The organism is Amycolatopsis sp. NBC_01307 (assembly GCF_035975215.1).
In the GTDB taxonomy this organism is placed as follows: Bacteria; Actinomycetota; Actinomycetes; order Mycobacteriales; family Pseudonocardiaceae; genus Amycolatopsis.
In genome coordinates this window covers 2,429,172-2,446,106 of record NZ_CP108403.1, presented here as the reverse complement: position 1 = coordinate 2,446,106, position 16,935 = coordinate 2,429,172, and the positions used below count along the sequence as shown (strand labels likewise).

Genomic DNA, 16,935 nt, shown 5'->3' with positions numbered 1-16,935 from the left:
CCCGCCTCGCTCCGGACGGTACTGTGCGCTGGTGACCGAGCCAGGACCGGACCGCGCCCTCAAGGGGCTGCGCAAGGAACCCCAGCAGGCCCGCAGCCGCGCGCGGGTGCGGGCGATCGTCGCCGCGGCCGACCGGATCCTGGCCGGCGAAGGCGTCGAGGCGCTGACCATCCGCCGGATCGCCGACGGCGCCGGCGTGCCGACCGGCACGGTCTACCAGTTCTTCGAGGACAAGGCCGCGGTGTTGTCGGCGCTGGCGCAGCACTACATGGACAGCTTCGGCGAGACCATGGCCGAGGCGGTCGAAGCGGCCTCCCGCGCGCCGCTGGCGGACCTGGTCGACATCGTCTTCGACCGGTTCGTCGAGCGGTACCGGCAGAACCCGGGTTACGTCGCGATCTGGACGGGCCGCCACCTCAGCCCCGAGCTGCTGCGCGCCGACGACGCGAACAACGACCTGCTGGCCGAGAGCATCCGGCGGATCCTGCTCGCGCGCTCGGACGTCGTCGACGGACCGCCGCTCGCGCTCGCCTGCCGGGCCGCCGTCCGGGTGGCGGACGCCTTGCTGCAGCTGGCGTTCCGGATCGACCCCCACGGCGATCAGGACACTTTGGACGAGGCCAAGCGCCTCGATCGGCTCTACGTCGACGAGATCGTCACCAGCCCCCGCTTCCGCTAGCACTCCGGTCACCGCTGGGGTCCGGTGGCCAGCGCCTGGTGGATCAGGCCGGCCTCGGCCTGCATCCCGGCCAGGACCGGGTGGTAGGCGACGGCTTTGACGAGGTTCGTGTACTGGCCGTTGACCCAGGCGGCGCTGCCCGCGCACGCGTCGTGGCCCAGCGACGGGCCGTAGGTGTCGACGTAGGTCGCGCCGGTCTTCTTCGCGGCCTTGGCCAGGGCGGCGTTGAGGGTGCGCTCGACGCCGTCGAACCAGCGGTAGTCGCCGTCGGCGAAGGGGATCTGGTCCGGGCAGTACCCGCTCGGCGGGACCAGCCGCGGGTAGCCCACCAGGACGATCTTGGCGCCGGGCGACAGCGCGCGGGCCCCCTTGACGACCTTCTCCAGGTTCCGTTCGGTGCCGGTGATCGCCGCGGTGAGGGTCTCGACGCCGTCGACGGTGAAGTGCTCCCGGCACGGCGAGCCGGTCGGGTCGGCGGCACGCAGGCCGGGGCAGGTGTAGATCATCGACCCGTACACGCTGGCGTCGTTGCCGCCGATCCCGATGGTCACCAGGTCGGTGTCCGGGGTCAGGGCGTCGAACTGCGGGTATTCGTAGGTGATCGGCGCGTCTTCGCTGGGCACGGTCTGCTGCCGCGTCATGTTCGTCGTGTCCGCCGAGGAGCAGCTCACGTCGGTGAACGCGCCCGGGGTGGCGTAGATGCCGAGCCGGGTGGCCAGCCACGACGGGTAGTTGTTGTTCGACCGGAAGCACCAGCTCGCCGACTGCCACGGGATCAGCGGCCCGGCGGTGTAGGAGTCGCCCAGCGCGACGTAGTGGCGGAACGCCGGAGCCGGCGCGGCGCTCGCCACCCCCGCACCGGTCACGGTGGCCACCGCCAGCGCGGCGGCGAGGACGATCCGGGACACCTTCATGGGCACCTCGTTACCTCGGAGTCGGAGCGAAGGTAACTGTGAATCACGTTCATGTTTTCGTCAAGCCGGTCTGACCCGGGCGTCCCCCGGCGGGGTCGACGGCGCCCGGGGAAGATTTCTCCGGGGCCGTGTCGATTCCCGGGTCGCCCGTTCGACCAGGGGGCGTGAGGCCGGCAGGCGGCCTGACCGGAACGAGGAGCACACGATGTCGAAGTACATGCTGATCATGCGGGGCACCGACGAGTCCAACGCGGCCATGATGGCCGACATCGACCGGGAGATGGCCGCGACCCGGGCGTACATCGAAGACCTGCTCAAGGCCGGGGTGCTGCTCGCGGCCGAAGGGCTCGACGACCCGGCCCGCGGTGTCGTGGTCGCCTTCGGCGGCGAGAAGCCGGTGGTCACCGACGGGCCCTACGGGGAGACCAGGGAACTGTTCGGCGGCTACTTCCTGCTCGACGTCTCCTCCCAGGAAGAGGCCGTCGAGTGGGCCACGCGGATGCCCGCCGTGGCCGGGTCGAAGATCGAGGTCCGCCGGGTCGCCGGCGACGACGAGGTCCCGCGGGGCAGCGAGGCGGCCGGGGTCGAGAGCGCCGGTCGCGACTGATGGGACCGGCCGACGTCGAGGCCGTGTGGCGGATCGAGTCGGCGCGGATCGTGGCCGCGCTGACCCGGTTCACCGGCGACTTCGGGCTCGCCGAGGACGCCGCCCAGGAGGCGGTGGCCGAGGCGCTGGTGTCCTGGCCCCAGGCGGCGCCGGCCAGCCCGGTCGGCTGGCTGATGGCCACGGCCCGGCGGCGGGCCATCGACACGATCCGCCGCCGGGCCGCCCTGAGGGACCGCTACGCCCTGCTCGCGACCGAGGACGAGGTGGCCGCGGTGTCCGCGGACGACGCCGACCCCGACCGGATCGACGACGTCCTGAAGCTGATGTTCATCAGCTGCCACCCGGTCCTCTCCCCCGAGGCCCGGGTGGCGCTGACCCTGCGCGTGGTCGGCGGCCTGTCCAGCGAGGAGATCGCCCGCGCGTTCCTGGTGTCCGTGCCGACCGTGCAGGCCCGCATCACCCGCGGCAAGAAGACGATCGCGGCGGCCGGGGTGCCGTTCGAGCTGCCGCCGGCCGCCGAACGCAAGCAGCGGCTGGGCGGCGTGCTCAGCGTGCTCTACGTGATCTTCTCCGAGGGCTCGACGGCCACCTCGGGTGACCGGCTGGTGCGCCCCGACGTCGCGTACGAGGCGATCCGGCTGGCCCGCACGCTGGCCGCGCTGCAGCCGGCCGAGCCGGAGGTGCACGGCCTGCTCGCGTTGTTCGAGCTGACGGCCGCGCGCTTCCCGGCCCGGACCGCCCCGGACGGCGCGCCGATCCTGCTCGAGGACCAGGACCGGCGGCGGTGGGACTTCTCGGCGATCCGCCGTGGGCTGGCCGCGCTGGCCCAGGCGTCACCGCGCGGGCTCGGCCCCTACGGTCTGCAGGCCGCGATCGCCGCCGTCCACGCGTCGGCGCCGTCGGTGGCGGAGACGGACTGGGACCGGATCGTGCTGCTCTACGAGGCGCTGGGCCGGGTCGCGCCCTCGCCGGTGGTCGAGCTCAACCGGGCCGTCGCCGTGGCCATGGCGTCGGGTCCGGCGGCGGGTCTGGCCATTGTGGACGAGCTGGTCGTCACCGACCGGCTCCCGGGTTCGCACCTGGTCCCGACCGTGCGCGGCGAGCTGCTGACCCGGCTCGGCCGGCGACCGGAGGCGCGGGCCGAGCTGGAGCTGGCGGCCCGGCTGTGCACCAACGAGCGGGAACGCTCGGTGCTGCTGGGCAAGGCGGCCGCGCTGGGCTGACCCGGGCGAGGAGTTGCGATTCCTCGTGACCGGGCCGTCCCGGCCGGGCCGTGAGCGGTGGATTCACAGAGTTCTCCCAGAAGCACTCAGGAACCGGTCGGTTCGGCCGGGCACGCTCGCCGCATGACCACGATCGACGTACGGGGCCTGACCAAGCGGTACGGGCCCGACACCGTGGTGGACGACCTCTCGTTCACCGTCGAACCCGGGCAGGTGACGGGTTTCCTCGGCCCCAACGGCGCCGGCAAGTCCACGACCATGAAGATGATCCTGGGCCTGGCGGCACCGACCCGGGGCTCGGCCACCATCGGCGGCCGCCGCTACGCCGGCCTCCCCGCGCCGCTCACCGAGGTGGGCGCGCTGCTCGACGCCGGTGCCGTCCACGGCGGCCGGACGGCCCGCGACCACCTGCTGGCCCTCGCGGTCAGCAACGGTCTCCCCCGCCGCCGGGTCGGCGAGGTGCTCGCGCGGACCGGGCTGGAGGACGTCGCCGGCAAGCGGGCCGGCGGGTTCTCCCTCGGCATGCGGCAGCGGCTCGGCATCGCCGCGGCCCTGCTCGGCGACCCGCGGGTGCTGATCTTCGACGAACCGGTCAACGGCCTCGACCCGGAAGGGATCCGCTGGATCCGGGACTTCATGCGGTCGCTGGCCCGCGACGGCCGGGCGGTGCTGGTGTCCAGCCACCTCATGAGCGAGATGGCACAGACCGCCGACCACCTGGTCGTCATCGGCCGGGGCCGGCTGATCGCCGACACCGGGGTCGGCGAGCTGATGCGCGCGGGCGGCGCGGGGACCGTCCTCGTCCGCACGCCCGATCCGGGTTTCGCGCACCGGCTCACCGCCGCCGGGGCCACCGTGCGCGACGGGCTCGAGTCCTCGCTCGTCGTCTCCGGCCTGACCAGCGCGGAGATCGGCAAGCTCGCCGCCTACCACGGCGCCGCGCTCAGCGAGCTCACCCCGCAGCGCGCCTCGCTGGAGGACGCCTTCATGGAGCTGACCAAGGACAGCGTCGAGTACCAGGGAGTCACCGCATGAGCGCGCTCGCCACGAAAACGACCTTCGGCCACGCCGTGCACGCGGAATGGGTCAAGCTCCGCAGCCTGCGCTCCACCTGGTTCACGCTGGCGACCCTGTTCGTGGTCGGGCTCGGCATCACCGCCCTCACCGCGAACGCCGCCGGGAAGGAGTACGCGAGCGCGACGCTCGCGGACCAGCAGGCGTGGGACCCGGCCGGGCGCAGCCTGATGTCGTACGTCGTCGCCCAGCTGGTCCTCGGGGTGCTCGGCATCCTGATCGTCACCGCGGAGTTCACGACCGGGCTGATGCAGACGTCGCTCATCGCGACGCCGCGCCGGCACCGGACGCTGGCGGCCAAGGTGGTGGTGGCCGCGGCGGTCGCCGTGGTGGCCGGGCAGGCGCTGATGTTCGCCGCTTTCTTCGTCGGACAAGCGGTTTTCGCCCTGCAGGACGCGCCGGACGCGAGCCTCGGCGATCCCGGCGTGCTCTCCGCCGTGACGGGCGGCGGCGTCTACCTGACGGCGATCGCGCTGCTCGCGGTCGGTCTCGGCGTGCTCGCGCGGGCCACGGCGGGCGCGTTCGCCACGCTGGTGGGCATCGTCTTCCTGATCCCCGGGATCGCCGGGGCGTTCCCCGGCTGGTTCCAAGGTCTCTTCCGCTTCTGGCCGACGCTGGGCGCGGCCGAGGTCCTCAAGACGGTGCCCGATCCCGGGTTCCCGCACCCGTGGCTGAACCTGGGCGGCCTGTGCCTCGGCGTCGCCGTCGTGCTGGCCGTCGCGTTCGCGGTCTTCCGGCGCCGGGACGTCTGATGCGCGACGTCCGCCGGGGCCTGGGCGCGGCGGCCGCCGCCCTGCTCGTGATGGCCGGTGTCGCGCTGGCCGCGCTGCTGCTGCTCGGCGCCGGCCGCTTCGGCGACCTCACGGCGCTGACCGCGACGGTCGTCGCCCTGGCCGTGGGCGGCTCGGCGGACGTCGTCGCGACCCCGGCCGGCGCGCTGCCGATCGCCGTCCACGGCGCCGTCGACGTCATGCCGCTGGGTGTCTCCCTGGCGGGCGCGGTGGTGCTCGGGGCGCTGGTGCTGCGGCACGGCCGGGACGGGCTGGCCGTCCGCGCCGCGACGGCGGCCGTCGCCGTTGTGGCGGGAGTAACCACGATCTCGTTACTGTCAAAGGGAAATCTGGCGCTGCGACTGGCGGGCGGCTCGGGTGGCGGGTCCGCCTGCGGGCCCGCCACAGGAGCGGTCTCGCGGTTCGGCGGCGCGGTCGACGCCGGGTTCTCCGCGGCTGTCCTGCCGACGCTGACGGCCACGGCGGTCTGGGCGCTCGTGGTCGTCGGGGCAGCTGCGCTCGTGGTGCGGTTCCCGGCCCTCGTGCCGGGATTACGCGTCGCCGCAACGGTCTTCGGGGTGGTCACCGCCGGCGGCGTGCTCGTCGCGTGGGTGTTCGGCGGTGCGGCGGCGGCCGGTGCCGTGCTGCTCGTCCTGCCGCAAGCGGTGTCCGGCGCGCTGCTGCTCGGGCTCGGCGTGCCGTGGACCTTGACGTCCGACGGCGTGCTTTCCTGCGCTTTCAACGGGATCGAGCCCGGTGGCGCGTGGATCTGGGTGCCGGTGGTGGTGCTGACGGCCTGCGCCGTCGCCGCCGCCGCGCGAACCGGCCCTGGGCGCCCGCTGCGCCGCGCCGGGGTGTTCGCCGTGGTGACGGGCGTCGTGCCGGCGGTCGTGACGCTGCTGTCCCGGGTGTCCGTCGACCTCGACGTCACGGCGTTCGGGCTGTCGATCCCGGTCCTCGACGCGCGGCTGTCGGCGAATCCCCTGCTCGCCTTGGCGGCCGGCGCGGCGGCGGGGTTCGCGAGCGGCCTGCTCGCCGGCGCGATCTCCGTATCCTCGCGGGCATGGAAGCGATGACGCCCGGGCGGCTGCTGGTGGTCGACGACGAGGCCACCGTCCGCGAGCTGCTCTCCGCCGCGCTGCGGTTCGCCGGCTTCGAGGTGACCTCCGCGGCGACGGCGGGCGAGGCCGTCGCCGCGGCCACCGCGCACCCGCCGGACCTGGTGCTGCTCGACGTCATGCTGCCGGACATGGACGGCTTCGAGGTCGTCCGGCAGTTGCGCGAGCGGCACGCACCGGTGCCCGTCCTGTTCCTCACCGCGCGCGACCGCCAGGCCGACAAGGTCACCGGCCTGTCCCTCGGCGCCGACGACTACGTGACAAAACCCTTCGATCTGGCGGAGCTGATCGCGCGGATCCGCGCGATCCTCCGCCGGACCACCGGCCAGCAGGCCGGCGTGCTGACCGTGGGCGCTCTCGCCCTCGACGCCGAAGGGCACCAGCTGACGCGGGACGGGCGGCCGGTCCGCGTCTCCGCCACCGAGTTCCGGCTGCTGCGCTACCTGATGGAGAACGCCGGGCGGGTGGTGTCGAAGGCGCAGATCCTCGACCGGGTGTGGCGCTACGACTTCGGCGGCGACGCCAGCATCGTCGACACCTACATCTCCTACTTGCGAAGGAAAGTCGACACCGAGGAGCCCAAGCTGATCCACACCGTGCACGGCGTGGGCTACGTGCTGCGGGAGCCCCGGCGGTGAAGCGGCTTTCGCTGCGGGCCAGGCTGTTGCTGCTCACCGCGGGCCTGCTGCTGGCCGGGCTCGCGCTGATCGGCGCGGTCGTGTCCGACCACGTCGAGCGCTACCAGCTCGACCGCCTCGACGGCCAGCTGCGGTCGCTGACCGAGCTGATCTCGCGGGTGCCGGCCGCCGGGCCGCCCGGGCTGAAGAACACGAGCGCCCGCCCCGAACTCCTCGATCCCGCTCTCGATCTGTTCGGCACGCCGTACCTGGTCTACCTGGACGCCGACGGCTCGGTGGCGGGTGGCCTCCACTCCTCCCGGCTCGACGCCGCCGCGCTGCCCGCCCCCGGTGCGCTGCGCACGATCTCCGCCGACGGGTCCGCGGTGGACCTGCCGGCCGCCGACGGCTCGGGACGCTGGCGCGCCGTCGCCCGGCCGACCGTCGGCTGGAACGGGACGGTGCTCGCCGCCGCGCCGCGCACCGAGGCCGACGCCACGATCGCCCAGCTCCGGTCGAGCAGCCTGATCGGCGGGGCCGTGCTGCTCGTCCTGCTGACCGCCGTCGGCTGGTTCGCCCTCGGCCGGGGCCTGCGGCCGCTGCGCCGGATCGAGCACACGGCGGCCGCGATCGCCGAGGGCGACCTCACCCGGCGCGTCCCCGTCCTCGCCTCGCCCGGGACGGAGATCGGGCACCTCGCGGCGTCGCTCAACACCATGCTCGGCCAGCTCGAACGGGCCTTCGCCGACCGGTCCGCGTCCGAGGCCCGGATGCGCGACTTCGTCTCGGACGTCAGCCACGAGCTGCGGACGCCGCTGTTCGGCATCAAGGGCTCCACCGAGCTCTACCGGATGGGCGCGCTGCCCGAGCGGGCCGACGTCGACGAGGTGATGCGCCGCATCGACCGCGACGCCACCCGGCTCACCGCCCTCACCGAGGACCTGCTGCTGCTCGCCCAGCTCGACGAGGCACCCGAAAGCCAGCTCGACCGGGCGCCGATGGACCTGCGCACCCTCGCCGGCGACGCCCGGCACGACCTGCGTGCCCTCGACCCGTCCCGGCCGGTCGAGCTCACCGGGCCGGGCGGCGCGGGCTTACCCGGCCCCGCGCCGGTGCACGCCGACGAAGCGCGGCTGCGGCAGGTCGTCACCAACCTCGTGGGCAACGCCGCCGCCCACACCCCGCCGGGCACGCCGGTCCGCATCGGCGTCGGCACGGTCGACGGCCGGGCGGTGCTCGAAGTGGCGGACCGGGGCCCGGGCCTGAGCACCACCCAGGCGGGCCGCGTCTTCGACCGCTTCTACCGCGCCGACCGGGCCCGGACCCGCTCGGGCGGCGCCGACGCCGGGCTCGGCCTGGCCATCGCGCGCTCCCTGGCCCGGGCCCACGGCGGCGACGTCGAGCTGGACACCGCGCTGGGCGAAGGGGCGTGCTTCCGGCTCACGCTGTCACGGTCCGAGTGACTGCGGCTTCTCCGCCGGCGGCGTGGCCAGGCTTTGGAAGCACGGCCGCAGCAGGTCGACGATCTGCTCGGGTGACGCGTCCGCGAGGTGCGTGAGGCGCAGCAGGTACCGCTCGGCGACCACGCCGTGGACGATCGCGCTGAGCAGGCTCGCGCGCAGGTCGGCGTCCGGCGTCGGGATCGCCTCGGTGAGCTGGTTGAGCTGCGGCTCCCCGGCGGCCCGGTAGCGATCGGCGGCGTCGGCGTTCGTGAGCATCGAGCGCAGGACCGCCAGGGACGCCGTCGGCTCGTCGGTCAGGCGCCGGCCCAGCGACGTGAGCAGCGCTTCGGCCACCTCGTCCGCCGTGCCACCGGGCAGCTCGTCCGCGGGGATCTCGGAGGCGCGGGCGAAGAGCAGGTCCTTGCTGCCGAAGTAGTGCATGACCAGCCCGCCGTCGACCCCGGCGGCCGCCGCGACGGCCCGGATCGTGGTCCGGTCGTAGCCCAGCTCGGCGAAGATCTTACGGGCCGCGGCGAGGATGCGCTCCTCGCTCTGGCGGCGTTGCTCCGCCCGGGACGGGCGGGCGCTTGGTTCGGTCACGGGTTCATTCTACGGCCGTTGACCCGGCGGGCCACTTCGTTCTACAGTCGTTCAATCAACGAGCGTTCAACGAAATGGAGCAGTCATGACCGCCACCGCACGCGAAGTCGTCGAGCAGGTCCTGCGCGCGGGCCTCGCGATGGACACCGACACGTTCGTCGGCCTGATCGCCCCGGACGGCCGCATCGAATGGCCGTACCACCCGGCCGGCGTCCCCGACCACCTGGAAGGACGCGAACAGATCCGCGAGTTCCTGACCGCCCAGGCCAATGGCCTCGTCAGGTTCGAGGAGTACCGCAACACGGTGATCCACGAGACCAAGGACCCGGAGGTGGTGATCGTCGAGTACGACGTCCACGGCACCGTCGTCCCGACCGGCGCACCCCTGCACCAGACCATCATCGCGGTGATCCGGGTCCGGGACGGCCTGGTCGTCTCCTACCGCGACTACCTCAACCCGTTGGTGCTGGCCGAAACCCTGGCGAGCGTGGGCGGCGCCTAGACTTGGTCCGTGGGCCGGATGACGATCTCGGCCACCGCCCGGCGGCGCGGGCCGGTGACGACGTAGGCGACCGCCTCGGCGATGTCGTCCGCGTGCAGCTGTTCGACGTCGGCGAACCGGGCCGCCATGCCCTCGCGGACGGCCTCCTGCTGGTGGCTCTGCAGCTCGGTCTCCACGAGGCCCGGCTCGACGACGGCGAACCGGACGTTGCGCCGCGAGAACTCCTGCCGCCACGCCTCGGTCGCGGCGGTGACGCCGAACTTGGTCGCGTTGTAGACAGCGGCGTTGGGGATGACGAAGCGGCCGGCGATCGAGCTGATGTTGACCACGTCGGCGACCTGCCGCGGGCTGGTGCGGGCGGCGTCGACGAGGTGCGGCAGCGCGGCCTTCGTGACGTACAGCAGGCCGTTGACGTTGATGTCGACCATCCGCTGCCACTCGTCCAGCGGGGCCCGGAGCGAGTCGCCGGTGAGCATCACGCCCGCCGCGTTGACCAAGGTGTCCAGCCGGCCGAGCTGCTCGACGGCGGTGGCGACGACGCGGGTGGCGGCCTCGGCTTCGGTCAGGTCGGCGGCCAGCGCGACGGCCCGGCCGCCGTCTTCGTCGATCTCTTTGGCCAGGACGTCGATCCGGTCCTGCCGGCGCGCGACCAGCACGACGGTGGCGCCCTGGGCCGCGAGCCGGCGGGCGGTGGCCTGACCGATGCCGCTGCTGGCCCCCGTGACCAGGGCGACCGTCGACATCAAGGGGGTGGGCATGGCGATGACCTCCGGAGTGGTGCTGAGTGACTGAACTCCACTCTGCGCTTGGCGTTATCCAGGTGCCAGAGTGTGTTTATGGGGGTATCCGCACCACCTGGCACCCGGCTTCGCGCGGTGGCACAGTGGACCCATGACAACGTCCGCGCCGACCGACGACCAGGTCCGGCGGCAGGAGCTGACGGCCTTCCTGCGCAGCCGGCGGGAACGCCTCTCCCCGGAGCAGGCCGGCCTGCCGCCCACGGGCCGCCGGCGCACCCCGGGGCTGCGCCGCGAGGAGGTCGCGTACCTCGCGGGCATGGGCGTGACCTGGTACACGTGGCTGGAGCAGGGGCGGGACATCACCGTCTCGGACCAGGTGCTGGCCGCGATCGCGACCACCCTGCGGCTCGACCCGTACGAGCGCGTCCACCTCTACGAGCTGGCCGGCCACCCCGCGCCGCCGATGAGCCGCGACGGCAAGGCCATCCCGGACGCCGTGCTGGTGATGGTGCGGCACCTGGAGCCGATCCCGGCCGCCGTGATCAACGCGCGGTTCGATCTGCTCGCGTACAACCACGCGTACGAGCACCTGGTCGGCGGGCTCGACGACGTGCCGTTCGAAGACCGCAACCTGCTGCTGCTCATGTTCACGTCGGCGCGGTGGCGGGCCCGGGTCCTCGACTGGGAGGACGCCGCGACGCGCCTGGCCGGCCGGTTCCGCGCGGGCATGGCGTCGCACGCCGCCGACTCCAGCCGGAAGACCCTGGTGAAACGGCTGCGGCAGGACTCCCCGGACTTCGTGCGCCTGTGGGAGCAGCACGACGTGCGGGCGCCGGAGAACTTCACGAAGCGCTACCTGCACCCCGAAGTCGGCCTGCTCACGCTGGACTACACGCAGCTGTGGCTCGGCGAGCGATCGGAGCTCAAGCTCACCACCTACACCCCGGCCGACGACGAGACCTGGGCGAAAGTCCGGCTGCTGCGGGAAAGCGGGTCCTGAGCCCGGCATATCGCCGGCGTATCGATTCCCGCATACGTGCCGGCAACAGCACCGTGCGTTGACTGGCCGCATGACCTACAGCGAACCGGCGCGCACCGCCGGCCGCCGCACCCGGCCGGGGGCGCCGTGGTCGTTCGCCGCCGCGCCGGGCCCGGGGATCACGGTCTACGGGTGCGAGCCCGACGAAGCCGTCCTGTTCCGGGAACTGGCGGCACGTTTCGGCGTCACCCTGACCGTCACCGAAGACGCCGTCTCCGAAGCGACTGCCGGCCTGGCGTCCGGGAACCGGTGCGTCAGCGTGGGCCACAAGACCCGGATCACCGACGACACCCTGCTCGCGCTCAGCCGGGCCGGCGTGCGGTACCTCTCCACCAGAAGCATCGGCTGCAACCACCTCGACGAGACCTACGCGGAGAGTGTCGGCATCACCGTCGAGACCGTCTCCTACTCCCCCGACAGCGTCGCCGACTACACGTTGATGCTGATGTTGATGGCGGTGCGGGGCGCCCGATCGACCCTCCGGCGCGCGGACGTCCACGACTACCGGCTGAACGAAACCCGCGGGAAGGAACTGCGCGACCTGACCGTCGGGATCATCGGCACGGGACGCATCGGCGCGGCGGTCATGGCCCGGCTGCGGGGTTTCGGCAGCCGGGTGCTGGCCTACGACACCCGCCGCGAAACGTCGGCCGACTACGTTCCGCTCGACGACTTGGTGCGCCGCAGCGACATCGTCACCCTGCACACGCCGCTCACCGCCGAGACGCACCACCTCCTCGGCCGTGAACGCATCGAGGAGATGAAACGCGGCGCGTACGTCGTCAACACCGGCCGCGGTGCGCTGCTCGACACCGAGGCCCTCGTCGCGGCGCTGGAACGCGGCGGACTGGGCGGTGCCGCATTGGACGTCCTCGAAGGCGAAGACGGGATCTTCTACGAAGACCACCGGGGCAAGCCCGTCGAAAGCGGTGTGCTGACGCGGTTGCGGGACCTGCCGAACGTCGTCATCAGCCCGCACACCGCCTACTACACGGACCACGCCCTGCGCGACACCGTCGAGAACTCCCTGGTCAACTGCCTGAACTTCGCCAGCAGAAAGCAGCACTGGATATGAAGACCGGAATCATCTTCGGGGGCATCTCCGAAGAACACCTCGTCTCCGTCAAGTCCGCGCAGGAGGTCGCGAGGCACCTCGACGCCACGAAGTACGAACCGTTCTGGATCGGGATCACGAAGGCCGGCGAATGGCGGCTCTGCGACGGCCCGGGCCCGGACTGGGAGCACGGCGACTGCCGCCCGGCCGTGCTGTCGCCGGACCGGAGCGTCGGTGGGCTGGTCGTCCTGGAAGACGGCCACCACCGGACGATCGGCCTGGACGTCGTGCTGCCCGTGCTGCACGGGAAGCACGGCGAAGACGGCGCGCTGCAGGGGCTGCTGGAGCTGTCCGGCATCCCGTACGTCGGCTGTGACGTCCCCGGTTCCGCGCTGTGCATGGACAAGTCGCTCGCCTACGTCGTCGCCGGCGCCGCCGGCATCGCGACGCCGGGCTTCCGGATCGTCCCGCCGAACGAGCAGCCCGACCCCGGCCGGCTCACCTATCCCGTCTTCGTGAAGCCGGCCCGGTCGGGGTCGTCCTTCGGCGTCGGCAAGGTGTCCGGCCCGGACGACCTGCCGGCCGCGGTGGAGACCGCGCGCCAGTACGACTCGAAGGTGCTGATCGAGGAGGCCGTCGCCGGCAGCGAGGTCGGCTGCGCGGTCCTCGGCAACGACGGCGAGCTGACCGTCGGCGAAGTGGACCGGATCTCGCTGTCCCACGGGTTCTTCCGCATCCACCAGGAGAGCGCGCCGGAAAGCGGTTCCGAGAACTCGACGATCACCGTGCCCGCCGACATCCCGGCGGAAACGCGCGCGCTCGTCCAGGAGACGGCGAAGGCCATCTACCGCGCGCTGGGCTGCAAAGGACTGTCGCGAGTGGACATGTTCCTGACCGACGACGGAACCGTGGTCCTCAACGAGGTCAACACCCTGCCCGGCCTGACCTCCTACAGCCGGTACCCGAGGATGATGGCGGCCGCCGGGTTGCCGCTCGCCGAGGTGCTCGACCGGGTCGTGTCGCTGGCCCTGACCGGGAAAGACCGATGAACGGCGATTTCGTCTTCGTGGACGAGCACGTGCCCGGGATCCGCTGGGACGCCAAGTACGCCACCTGGGACAACTTCACCGGCAAACCCGTGGACGGCTACCTGGCGAACCGGATCGTCGGCACCACGGCGTTGTGCGCCGCGCTGGAGAACGCGCAGGAGAAGGCCGAGACCCTCGGCTTCGGCCTGCTGCTCTGGGACGGCTACCGCCCGCAACGCGCCGTCGACTGCTTCCGGCGCTGGGCGGCCCAGCCGGAGGACGGCCGGGCGAAGGCACGCCACCACCCCAACATCGGCCGGGCCGAGATGTTCGAAAAGGGTTACGTGGCCGCCAAGTCGGGCCACAGCCGGGGCAGCACCGTCGACCTGACGCTCTACCACCTGGCCACCGGCGAGCTCGCGGCGATGGGCGGCGGCCACGACCTGATGGACGTGCTCTCGCACCACGACGCGCCGGGCGTCGCGCCGGCCGACGCGGCCAACCGCCGTCACCTCCGGTCCGTCATGGAGTCCTGCGGGTTCACCGCGTACGAGTCCGAGTGGTGGCACTACACGCTGAAGGACGAACCTCATCCGGACCGGTACTTTGACTTCCCCATCGTCTAGCCGGGTCGTCGTCGCCGGCGGTCATTCGGCCGGGCACATCGAGCCGATGCTGAACTTCGCCGACGCGCTGCGCCGCCTGGAACCCGCGGCCGGGATCACCGCCCTGGGCACGGTCCGCGGCCTGGACACCACGCTCATCCCGGCCCGCGGCTACCCGCTCGAGCTCATCCCGCCGGCGCCGCTGCCGCGCGAGCTGAACCGGGACCTGGTGCGGACGCCCGGCCGGCTGCGCGACTCGGTGCGGGCGGCCGGGGCGGTGCTCGACCGCGTCCGGGCCGACGTCGTCGTGGGCTTCGGCGGCTACGTCGCGATGGCGGCCTACCTCGCCGCCCGCCGGCGGGGCCTGCCGATCGTCGTCCACGAGGCGAACGCCCGGCCCGGCGTGGCCAACCGGCTGGCCGCCCGGCTGACGACCCACGTGTTCACCGCCGCGCCGGGCGTCCGGCTGGCCCACGCGACGGCCATCGGGATCCCGCTGCGGCGGGCGATCGCCGGGCTCGACCGGCCCGCGCTGCGCGACGCCGCCCGGCAGCGGTTCGGCCTGCGCCCCGGCGGGCCGGTGCTGCTGGTCACCGGCGGTTCGCAGGGCGCCCGCACGCTCAACACCGCGGCGGCCGGCGCGGCCCCGGCGTTGCGCGCCGCCGGCGTCCAGGTCCTGCACATCACCGGGCCGCGTCACGCGGTCGAGGTGCCGGCCGGCGAGCCGCCGTACGTGGTCCTCCCCTACGTCGACGAGATGCGGTACGCCTACGCCGCGGCCGACTTCGTGCTCTGCCGCTCGGGGGCGATGACGTGCGCCGAGCTGGCCGCGGCCGGCCTGCCCGCCGCGTACGTCCCGCTGCCGCTGCGCGGCGGTGAGCAGGGCCTGAACGCCGGCCCGGTCGTCGCGGCCGGCGGGGCGTTGCTCGTCGACGACGCCGGCCTCCGCCCGGCCTGGATCGAGTCCACCCTGATCCCGGTGCTGACCGACCCCGCGCGGATCGCGGCGATGTCGGCGCGCGCGTCGGCGGCCGGCACCCCCGACGCGGGCGACACCCTGGCCCGGTATGTGCTCACGGCGATCGCCGGCTGACGCCGTCACCCACCGGGTGCGGCGGCGGGGACCTGCACCGTGACGCGGAGCCCGCCGCCGGGGCGGGCGGTGAGGGTGAGGCTGCCGTCGTGGGCCTGGGTGATGCTCTTGACGATGGCCAGGCCGAGGCCGACGCCGGTGTGCTCGCCGTGGACGCGCGCGGTGCCGCGCTGGAACGGTTCGGCCAGCGTCGAGAGCACCTGCGGGGTGAGGTGCTCGCCGGTGTTCTCGACGATGAGCACGACGGTTCCGCGGCGGACCCCGGTCGTGACCGACACGGTGCCCCGGTCCGGCACGTTGTGGACGATCGCGTTGTGCACCAGGTTCGTCGTCAGCTGCAGCAGGAGCGCGTGCGAGCCGGTGGTGCGGGCCAAGTCGCCGGAGGTCTCGATGGTGACGCCGTGCTTCTCCGCGAGCGGCAGCAGCGTTTCCGCGGCTTCTTCCGCGGCGAGCGACAGGTCGACGTGCTCGCGGCTGAAGGACCGCCGGTTGGCGCGGCTGAGCATGAGCAGCGCTTCGGTGAGGTCGATCGCCCGGGTGTTGACGAAGTGGAGGCGCTCGACGAGCTCACCGGCGTCGCGGTCCGGGTCCTTGCGCGCCACGTCGAGGAGCGTCTGCGTGATCGCCAGCGGGGTGCGCAGCTCGTGGGACGCGTTGGCCGCGAACCGCTGCTGCTCGGCGTCGTGCGCTTCGAGCCGCGCGAGCATGGTGTCGAAGGCGTCGGCGAGCTCGCGGAACTCGTCTTCCCGGCCTTCCAGCTGGACCCGGTGGGACAGCGAGCCGTTCGTGGCCAGGCGGGTGGCGTTGGTGATGCGGGTCAGCGGCGCGAGCATGCTGCCGGCGAGGAGCCAGCCGCCCAGGAGGCCGAAGACCAGCAGGAACAGCAGCGCGACGGCGGCCTTCGGCGTGAACGCGGCCAGCAGGTCCGAGCGGTCGGGTACGGCTATCGAGCCGAGCCGGCCGGGCGGCGCCTCGATCACCTCGGGGACGTACCGCAGCAGGAACACCCACACGACCGCGAGCAGCAGGGCCCCGGCGAGCAGGATGACCCCGGCGTAGCTGAGGGTGAGCTTGACCCGGACGCTCAGCCCGGGCTGCCTAGCCACGGTCCCCTCCCGCATCGATGCGGTAGCCGACGCCGGCCACGGTGGTGATGATCCAGGGTTCGCCGAGGCGTTTGCGCAGGGCCGAGACGGTGATGCGGACGGCGTTGGTGAAGGGGTCGGCGTTCTCGTCCCACGCCCGTTCCAGCAGGTCTTCGGCGCTCACGACCCCGCCTTCGGCCGCGACGAGCACCTCGAGCACGGCGAACTGCTTCCGGGTGAGCGCGACGTACCGGTCGTCCCGGTAGACCTCGCGGCGGAAGGGGTCCAGCCGCAGGCCCGCGATCTCGCGGACCGGCGGCCGGGCGTGCGCGCGCCGGCGGTCGAGCGCCCGCAGCCGCAGGACGAGCTCGCGCAGGTCGAACGGCTTGGTGAGGTAGTCGTCGGCACCGAGCTCGAACCCGGACGCCTTGTCGTCGATCCGGTCCGCGGCGGTGAGCATGAGGATCGGCATGCCGCTGCCGGAGGCGACGATGCTCTCGGCGATCTCGTCACCGGAGGGCCCGGGGATGTCGCGGTCGAGGACGGCGATGTCGTAGGAGTTGACGCCCAGCAGCTCCAGCGCGGTGTCGCCGTCACCGGCGATGTCGGCGGCGATCGCCTCCAGCCGCAGCCCGTCGCGGATGGCCACGGCCATGTAGGGCTCGTCCTCGACGATCAGCACACGCATGAGCCCGATGCTACGAGCCGGCGCCTATCGCCGGCCTATCGAAAACGCCGTACGGGC

19 protein-coding genes are annotated in these 16,935 nt (G+C 73.0%); 14 read left to right on the top strand and 5 right to left on the bottom strand.

The genetic code is table 11. From position 1 onward, the window contains the following. Positions 1 to 31 precede the first annotated feature (31 nt). Positions 32 to 679, top strand: a complete 648-nt coding sequence (locus OG439_RS10760) for a TetR/AcrR family transcriptional regulator (protein WP_247051414.1) — start codon at positions 32 to 34, stop codon at positions 677 to 679. 8 nt (positions 680 to 687) lie between these two features. Here the strand turns inward: OG439_RS10760 and OG439_RS10755 are convergent, their stop codons facing one another. Beyond that, positions 688 to 1,593 carry an SGNH/GDSL hydrolase family protein gene (locus tag OG439_RS10755; protein ID WP_326949234.1) on the bottom strand — a complete coding sequence of 302 codons (906 nt, stop codon included), beginning with the start codon at positions 1,591 to 1,593 and terminating at the stop codon, positions 688 to 690. Positions 1,594 to 1,798: 205 nt separating this feature from the next. Here OG439_RS10755 and OG439_RS10750 point away from each other — a divergent pair, with 205 nt between their 5' ends. The 7 genes from OG439_RS10750 to OG439_RS10720 all read left to right on the top strand — a co-directional run bounded on the left by OG439_RS10750 (position 1,799) and on the right by OG439_RS10720 (position 8,465). Then, entirely contained in the window at positions 1,799 to 2,200 is a 402-nt protein-coding gene (locus OG439_RS10750; RefSeq protein WP_326949233.1) for a YciI family protein, read from the top strand. Beyond that, on the top strand, positions 2,200 to 3,423 hold the full coding sequence (locus OG439_RS10745; RefSeq protein ID WP_326949232.1) for an RNA polymerase sigma factor: 1,224 nt from the start codon (positions 2,200 to 2,202) through the stop codon (positions 3,421 to 3,423). The genes OG439_RS10750 and OG439_RS10745 overlap by 1 nt, the downstream gene beginning before the upstream one ends. Before the next feature lie 123 nt (positions 3,424 to 3,546). Further along, a complete protein-coding gene (locus tag OG439_RS10740) occupies positions 3,547 to 4,458 on the top strand; it encodes an ABC transporter ATP-binding protein (protein WP_326949231.1) in 912 nt (303 codons plus the stop codon). Next, positions 4,455 to 5,249 carry an ABC transporter permease gene (locus OG439_RS10735; protein WP_326949230.1) on the top strand — a complete coding sequence of 265 codons (795 nt, stop codon included), beginning with the start codon at positions 4,455 to 4,457 and terminating at the stop codon, positions 5,247 to 5,249. The genes OG439_RS10740 and OG439_RS10735 overlap by 4 nt, the downstream gene beginning before the upstream one ends. Beyond that, entirely contained in the window at positions 5,249 to 6,343 is a 1,095-nt protein-coding gene (locus tag OG439_RS10730; RefSeq protein WP_326949229.1) for a streptophobe family protein, read from the top strand. The genes OG439_RS10735 and OG439_RS10730 overlap by 1 nt, the downstream gene beginning before the upstream one ends. After that, positions 6,340 to 7,023 carry a response regulator transcription factor gene (locus OG439_RS10725; RefSeq protein ID WP_326951521.1) on the top strand — a complete coding sequence of 228 codons (684 nt, stop codon included), beginning with the start codon at positions 6,340 to 6,342 and terminating at the stop codon, positions 7,021 to 7,023. The genes OG439_RS10730 and OG439_RS10725 overlap by 4 nt, the downstream gene beginning before the upstream one ends. Further along, the gene (locus OG439_RS10720; RefSeq protein ID WP_326949228.1) at positions 7,020 to 8,465 is read left to right on the top strand and encodes a sensor histidine kinase; all 1,446 of its coding nucleotides are present in this window, start codon (positions 7,020 to 7,022) and stop codon (positions 8,463 to 8,465) included. Before OG439_RS10725 ends, OG439_RS10720 begins: the two co-directional genes overlap by 4 nt. Here the strand turns inward: OG439_RS10720 and OG439_RS10715 are convergent. Then, complete coding sequence (locus tag OG439_RS10715; protein WP_326949227.1) at positions 8,451 to 9,044, bottom strand: TetR/AcrR family transcriptional regulator; 594 nt, start codon at positions 9,042 to 9,044, stop codon at positions 8,451 to 8,453. The two genes, OG439_RS10720 and OG439_RS10715, sit on opposite strands and share 15 nt — an antisense overlap. Before the next feature lie 85 nt (positions 9,045 to 9,129). On the opposite strand from OG439_RS10715, the gene OG439_RS10710 reads away from it, so the two are divergent. After that, on the top strand, positions 9,130 to 9,546 hold the full coding sequence (locus OG439_RS10710; RefSeq protein WP_326949226.1) for a nuclear transport factor 2 family protein: 417 nt from the start codon (positions 9,130 to 9,132) through the stop codon (positions 9,544 to 9,546). Here OG439_RS10710 and OG439_RS10705 read toward each other — a convergent pair. After that, positions 9,543 to 10,304, bottom strand: coding sequence for an SDR family NAD(P)-dependent oxidoreductase (locus OG439_RS10705; RefSeq protein WP_326949224.1), 762 nt, complete (start codon positions 10,302 to 10,304; stop codon positions 9,543 to 9,545). The two genes, OG439_RS10710 and OG439_RS10705, sit on opposite strands and share 4 nt — an antisense overlap. Before the next feature lie 133 nt (positions 10,305 to 10,437). Between OG439_RS10705 and OG439_RS10700 the strand changes: the two genes are divergently transcribed. The 5 genes from OG439_RS10700 (at position 10,438) to OG439_RS10680 (ending at position 15,105) form a co-directional block, all read left to right on the top strand. Continuing rightward, positions 10,438 to 11,286 carry a helix-turn-helix transcriptional regulator gene (locus tag OG439_RS10700; RefSeq protein ID WP_326949223.1) on the top strand — a complete coding sequence of 283 codons (849 nt, stop codon included), beginning with the start codon at positions 10,438 to 10,440 and terminating at the stop codon, positions 11,284 to 11,286. Between the two features lie 70 nt (positions 11,287 to 11,356). Further along, a complete protein-coding gene (locus OG439_RS10695; RefSeq protein ID WP_326949222.1) occupies positions 11,357 to 12,400 on the top strand; it encodes a D-isomer specific 2-hydroxyacid dehydrogenase family protein in 1,044 nt (347 codons plus the stop codon). Then, positions 12,397 to 13,428, top strand: coding sequence for a D-alanine--(R)-lactate ligase (gene vanA / locus OG439_RS10690; RefSeq protein ID WP_326949221.1), 1,032 nt, complete (start codon positions 12,397 to 12,399; stop codon positions 13,426 to 13,428). The genes OG439_RS10695 and vanA overlap by 4 nt, the downstream gene beginning before the upstream one ends. Next, a complete protein-coding gene (gene vanX, locus OG439_RS10685) occupies positions 13,425 to 14,033 on the top strand; it encodes a D-Ala-D-Ala dipeptidase VanX (RefSeq protein WP_326949220.1) in 609 nt (202 codons plus the stop codon). Before vanA ends, vanX begins: the two co-directional genes overlap by 4 nt. Beyond that, the gene (locus OG439_RS10680) at positions 14,014 to 15,105 is read left to right on the top strand and encodes a UDP-N-acetylglucosamine--N-acetylmuramyl-(pentapeptide) pyrophosphoryl-undecaprenol N-acetylglucosamine transferase (RefSeq protein WP_326949219.1); all 1,092 of its coding nucleotides are present in this window, start codon (positions 14,014 to 14,016) and stop codon (positions 15,103 to 15,105) included. The genes vanX and OG439_RS10680 overlap by 20 nt, the downstream gene beginning before the upstream one ends. 5 nt (positions 15,106 to 15,110) lie before the next feature. Here the strand turns inward: OG439_RS10680 and OG439_RS10675 are convergent, their stop codons facing one another. Together OG439_RS10675 and OG439_RS10670 are read right to left on the bottom strand one after the other, a co-directional pair. Next, on the bottom strand, positions 15,111 to 16,211 hold the full coding sequence (locus OG439_RS10675) for a sensor histidine kinase (RefSeq protein ID WP_326949218.1): 1,101 nt from the start codon (positions 16,209 to 16,211) through the stop codon (positions 15,111 to 15,113). Then, positions 16,204 to 16,878 (bottom strand): response regulator transcription factor, encoded by a 675-nt coding sequence (locus OG439_RS10670; RefSeq protein WP_247051399.1) that lies wholly within the window; start codon positions 16,876 to 16,878, stop codon positions 16,204 to 16,206. Before OG439_RS10670 ends, OG439_RS10675 begins: the two co-directional genes overlap by 8 nt. Positions 16,879 to 16,935 lie beyond the last annotated feature (57 nt).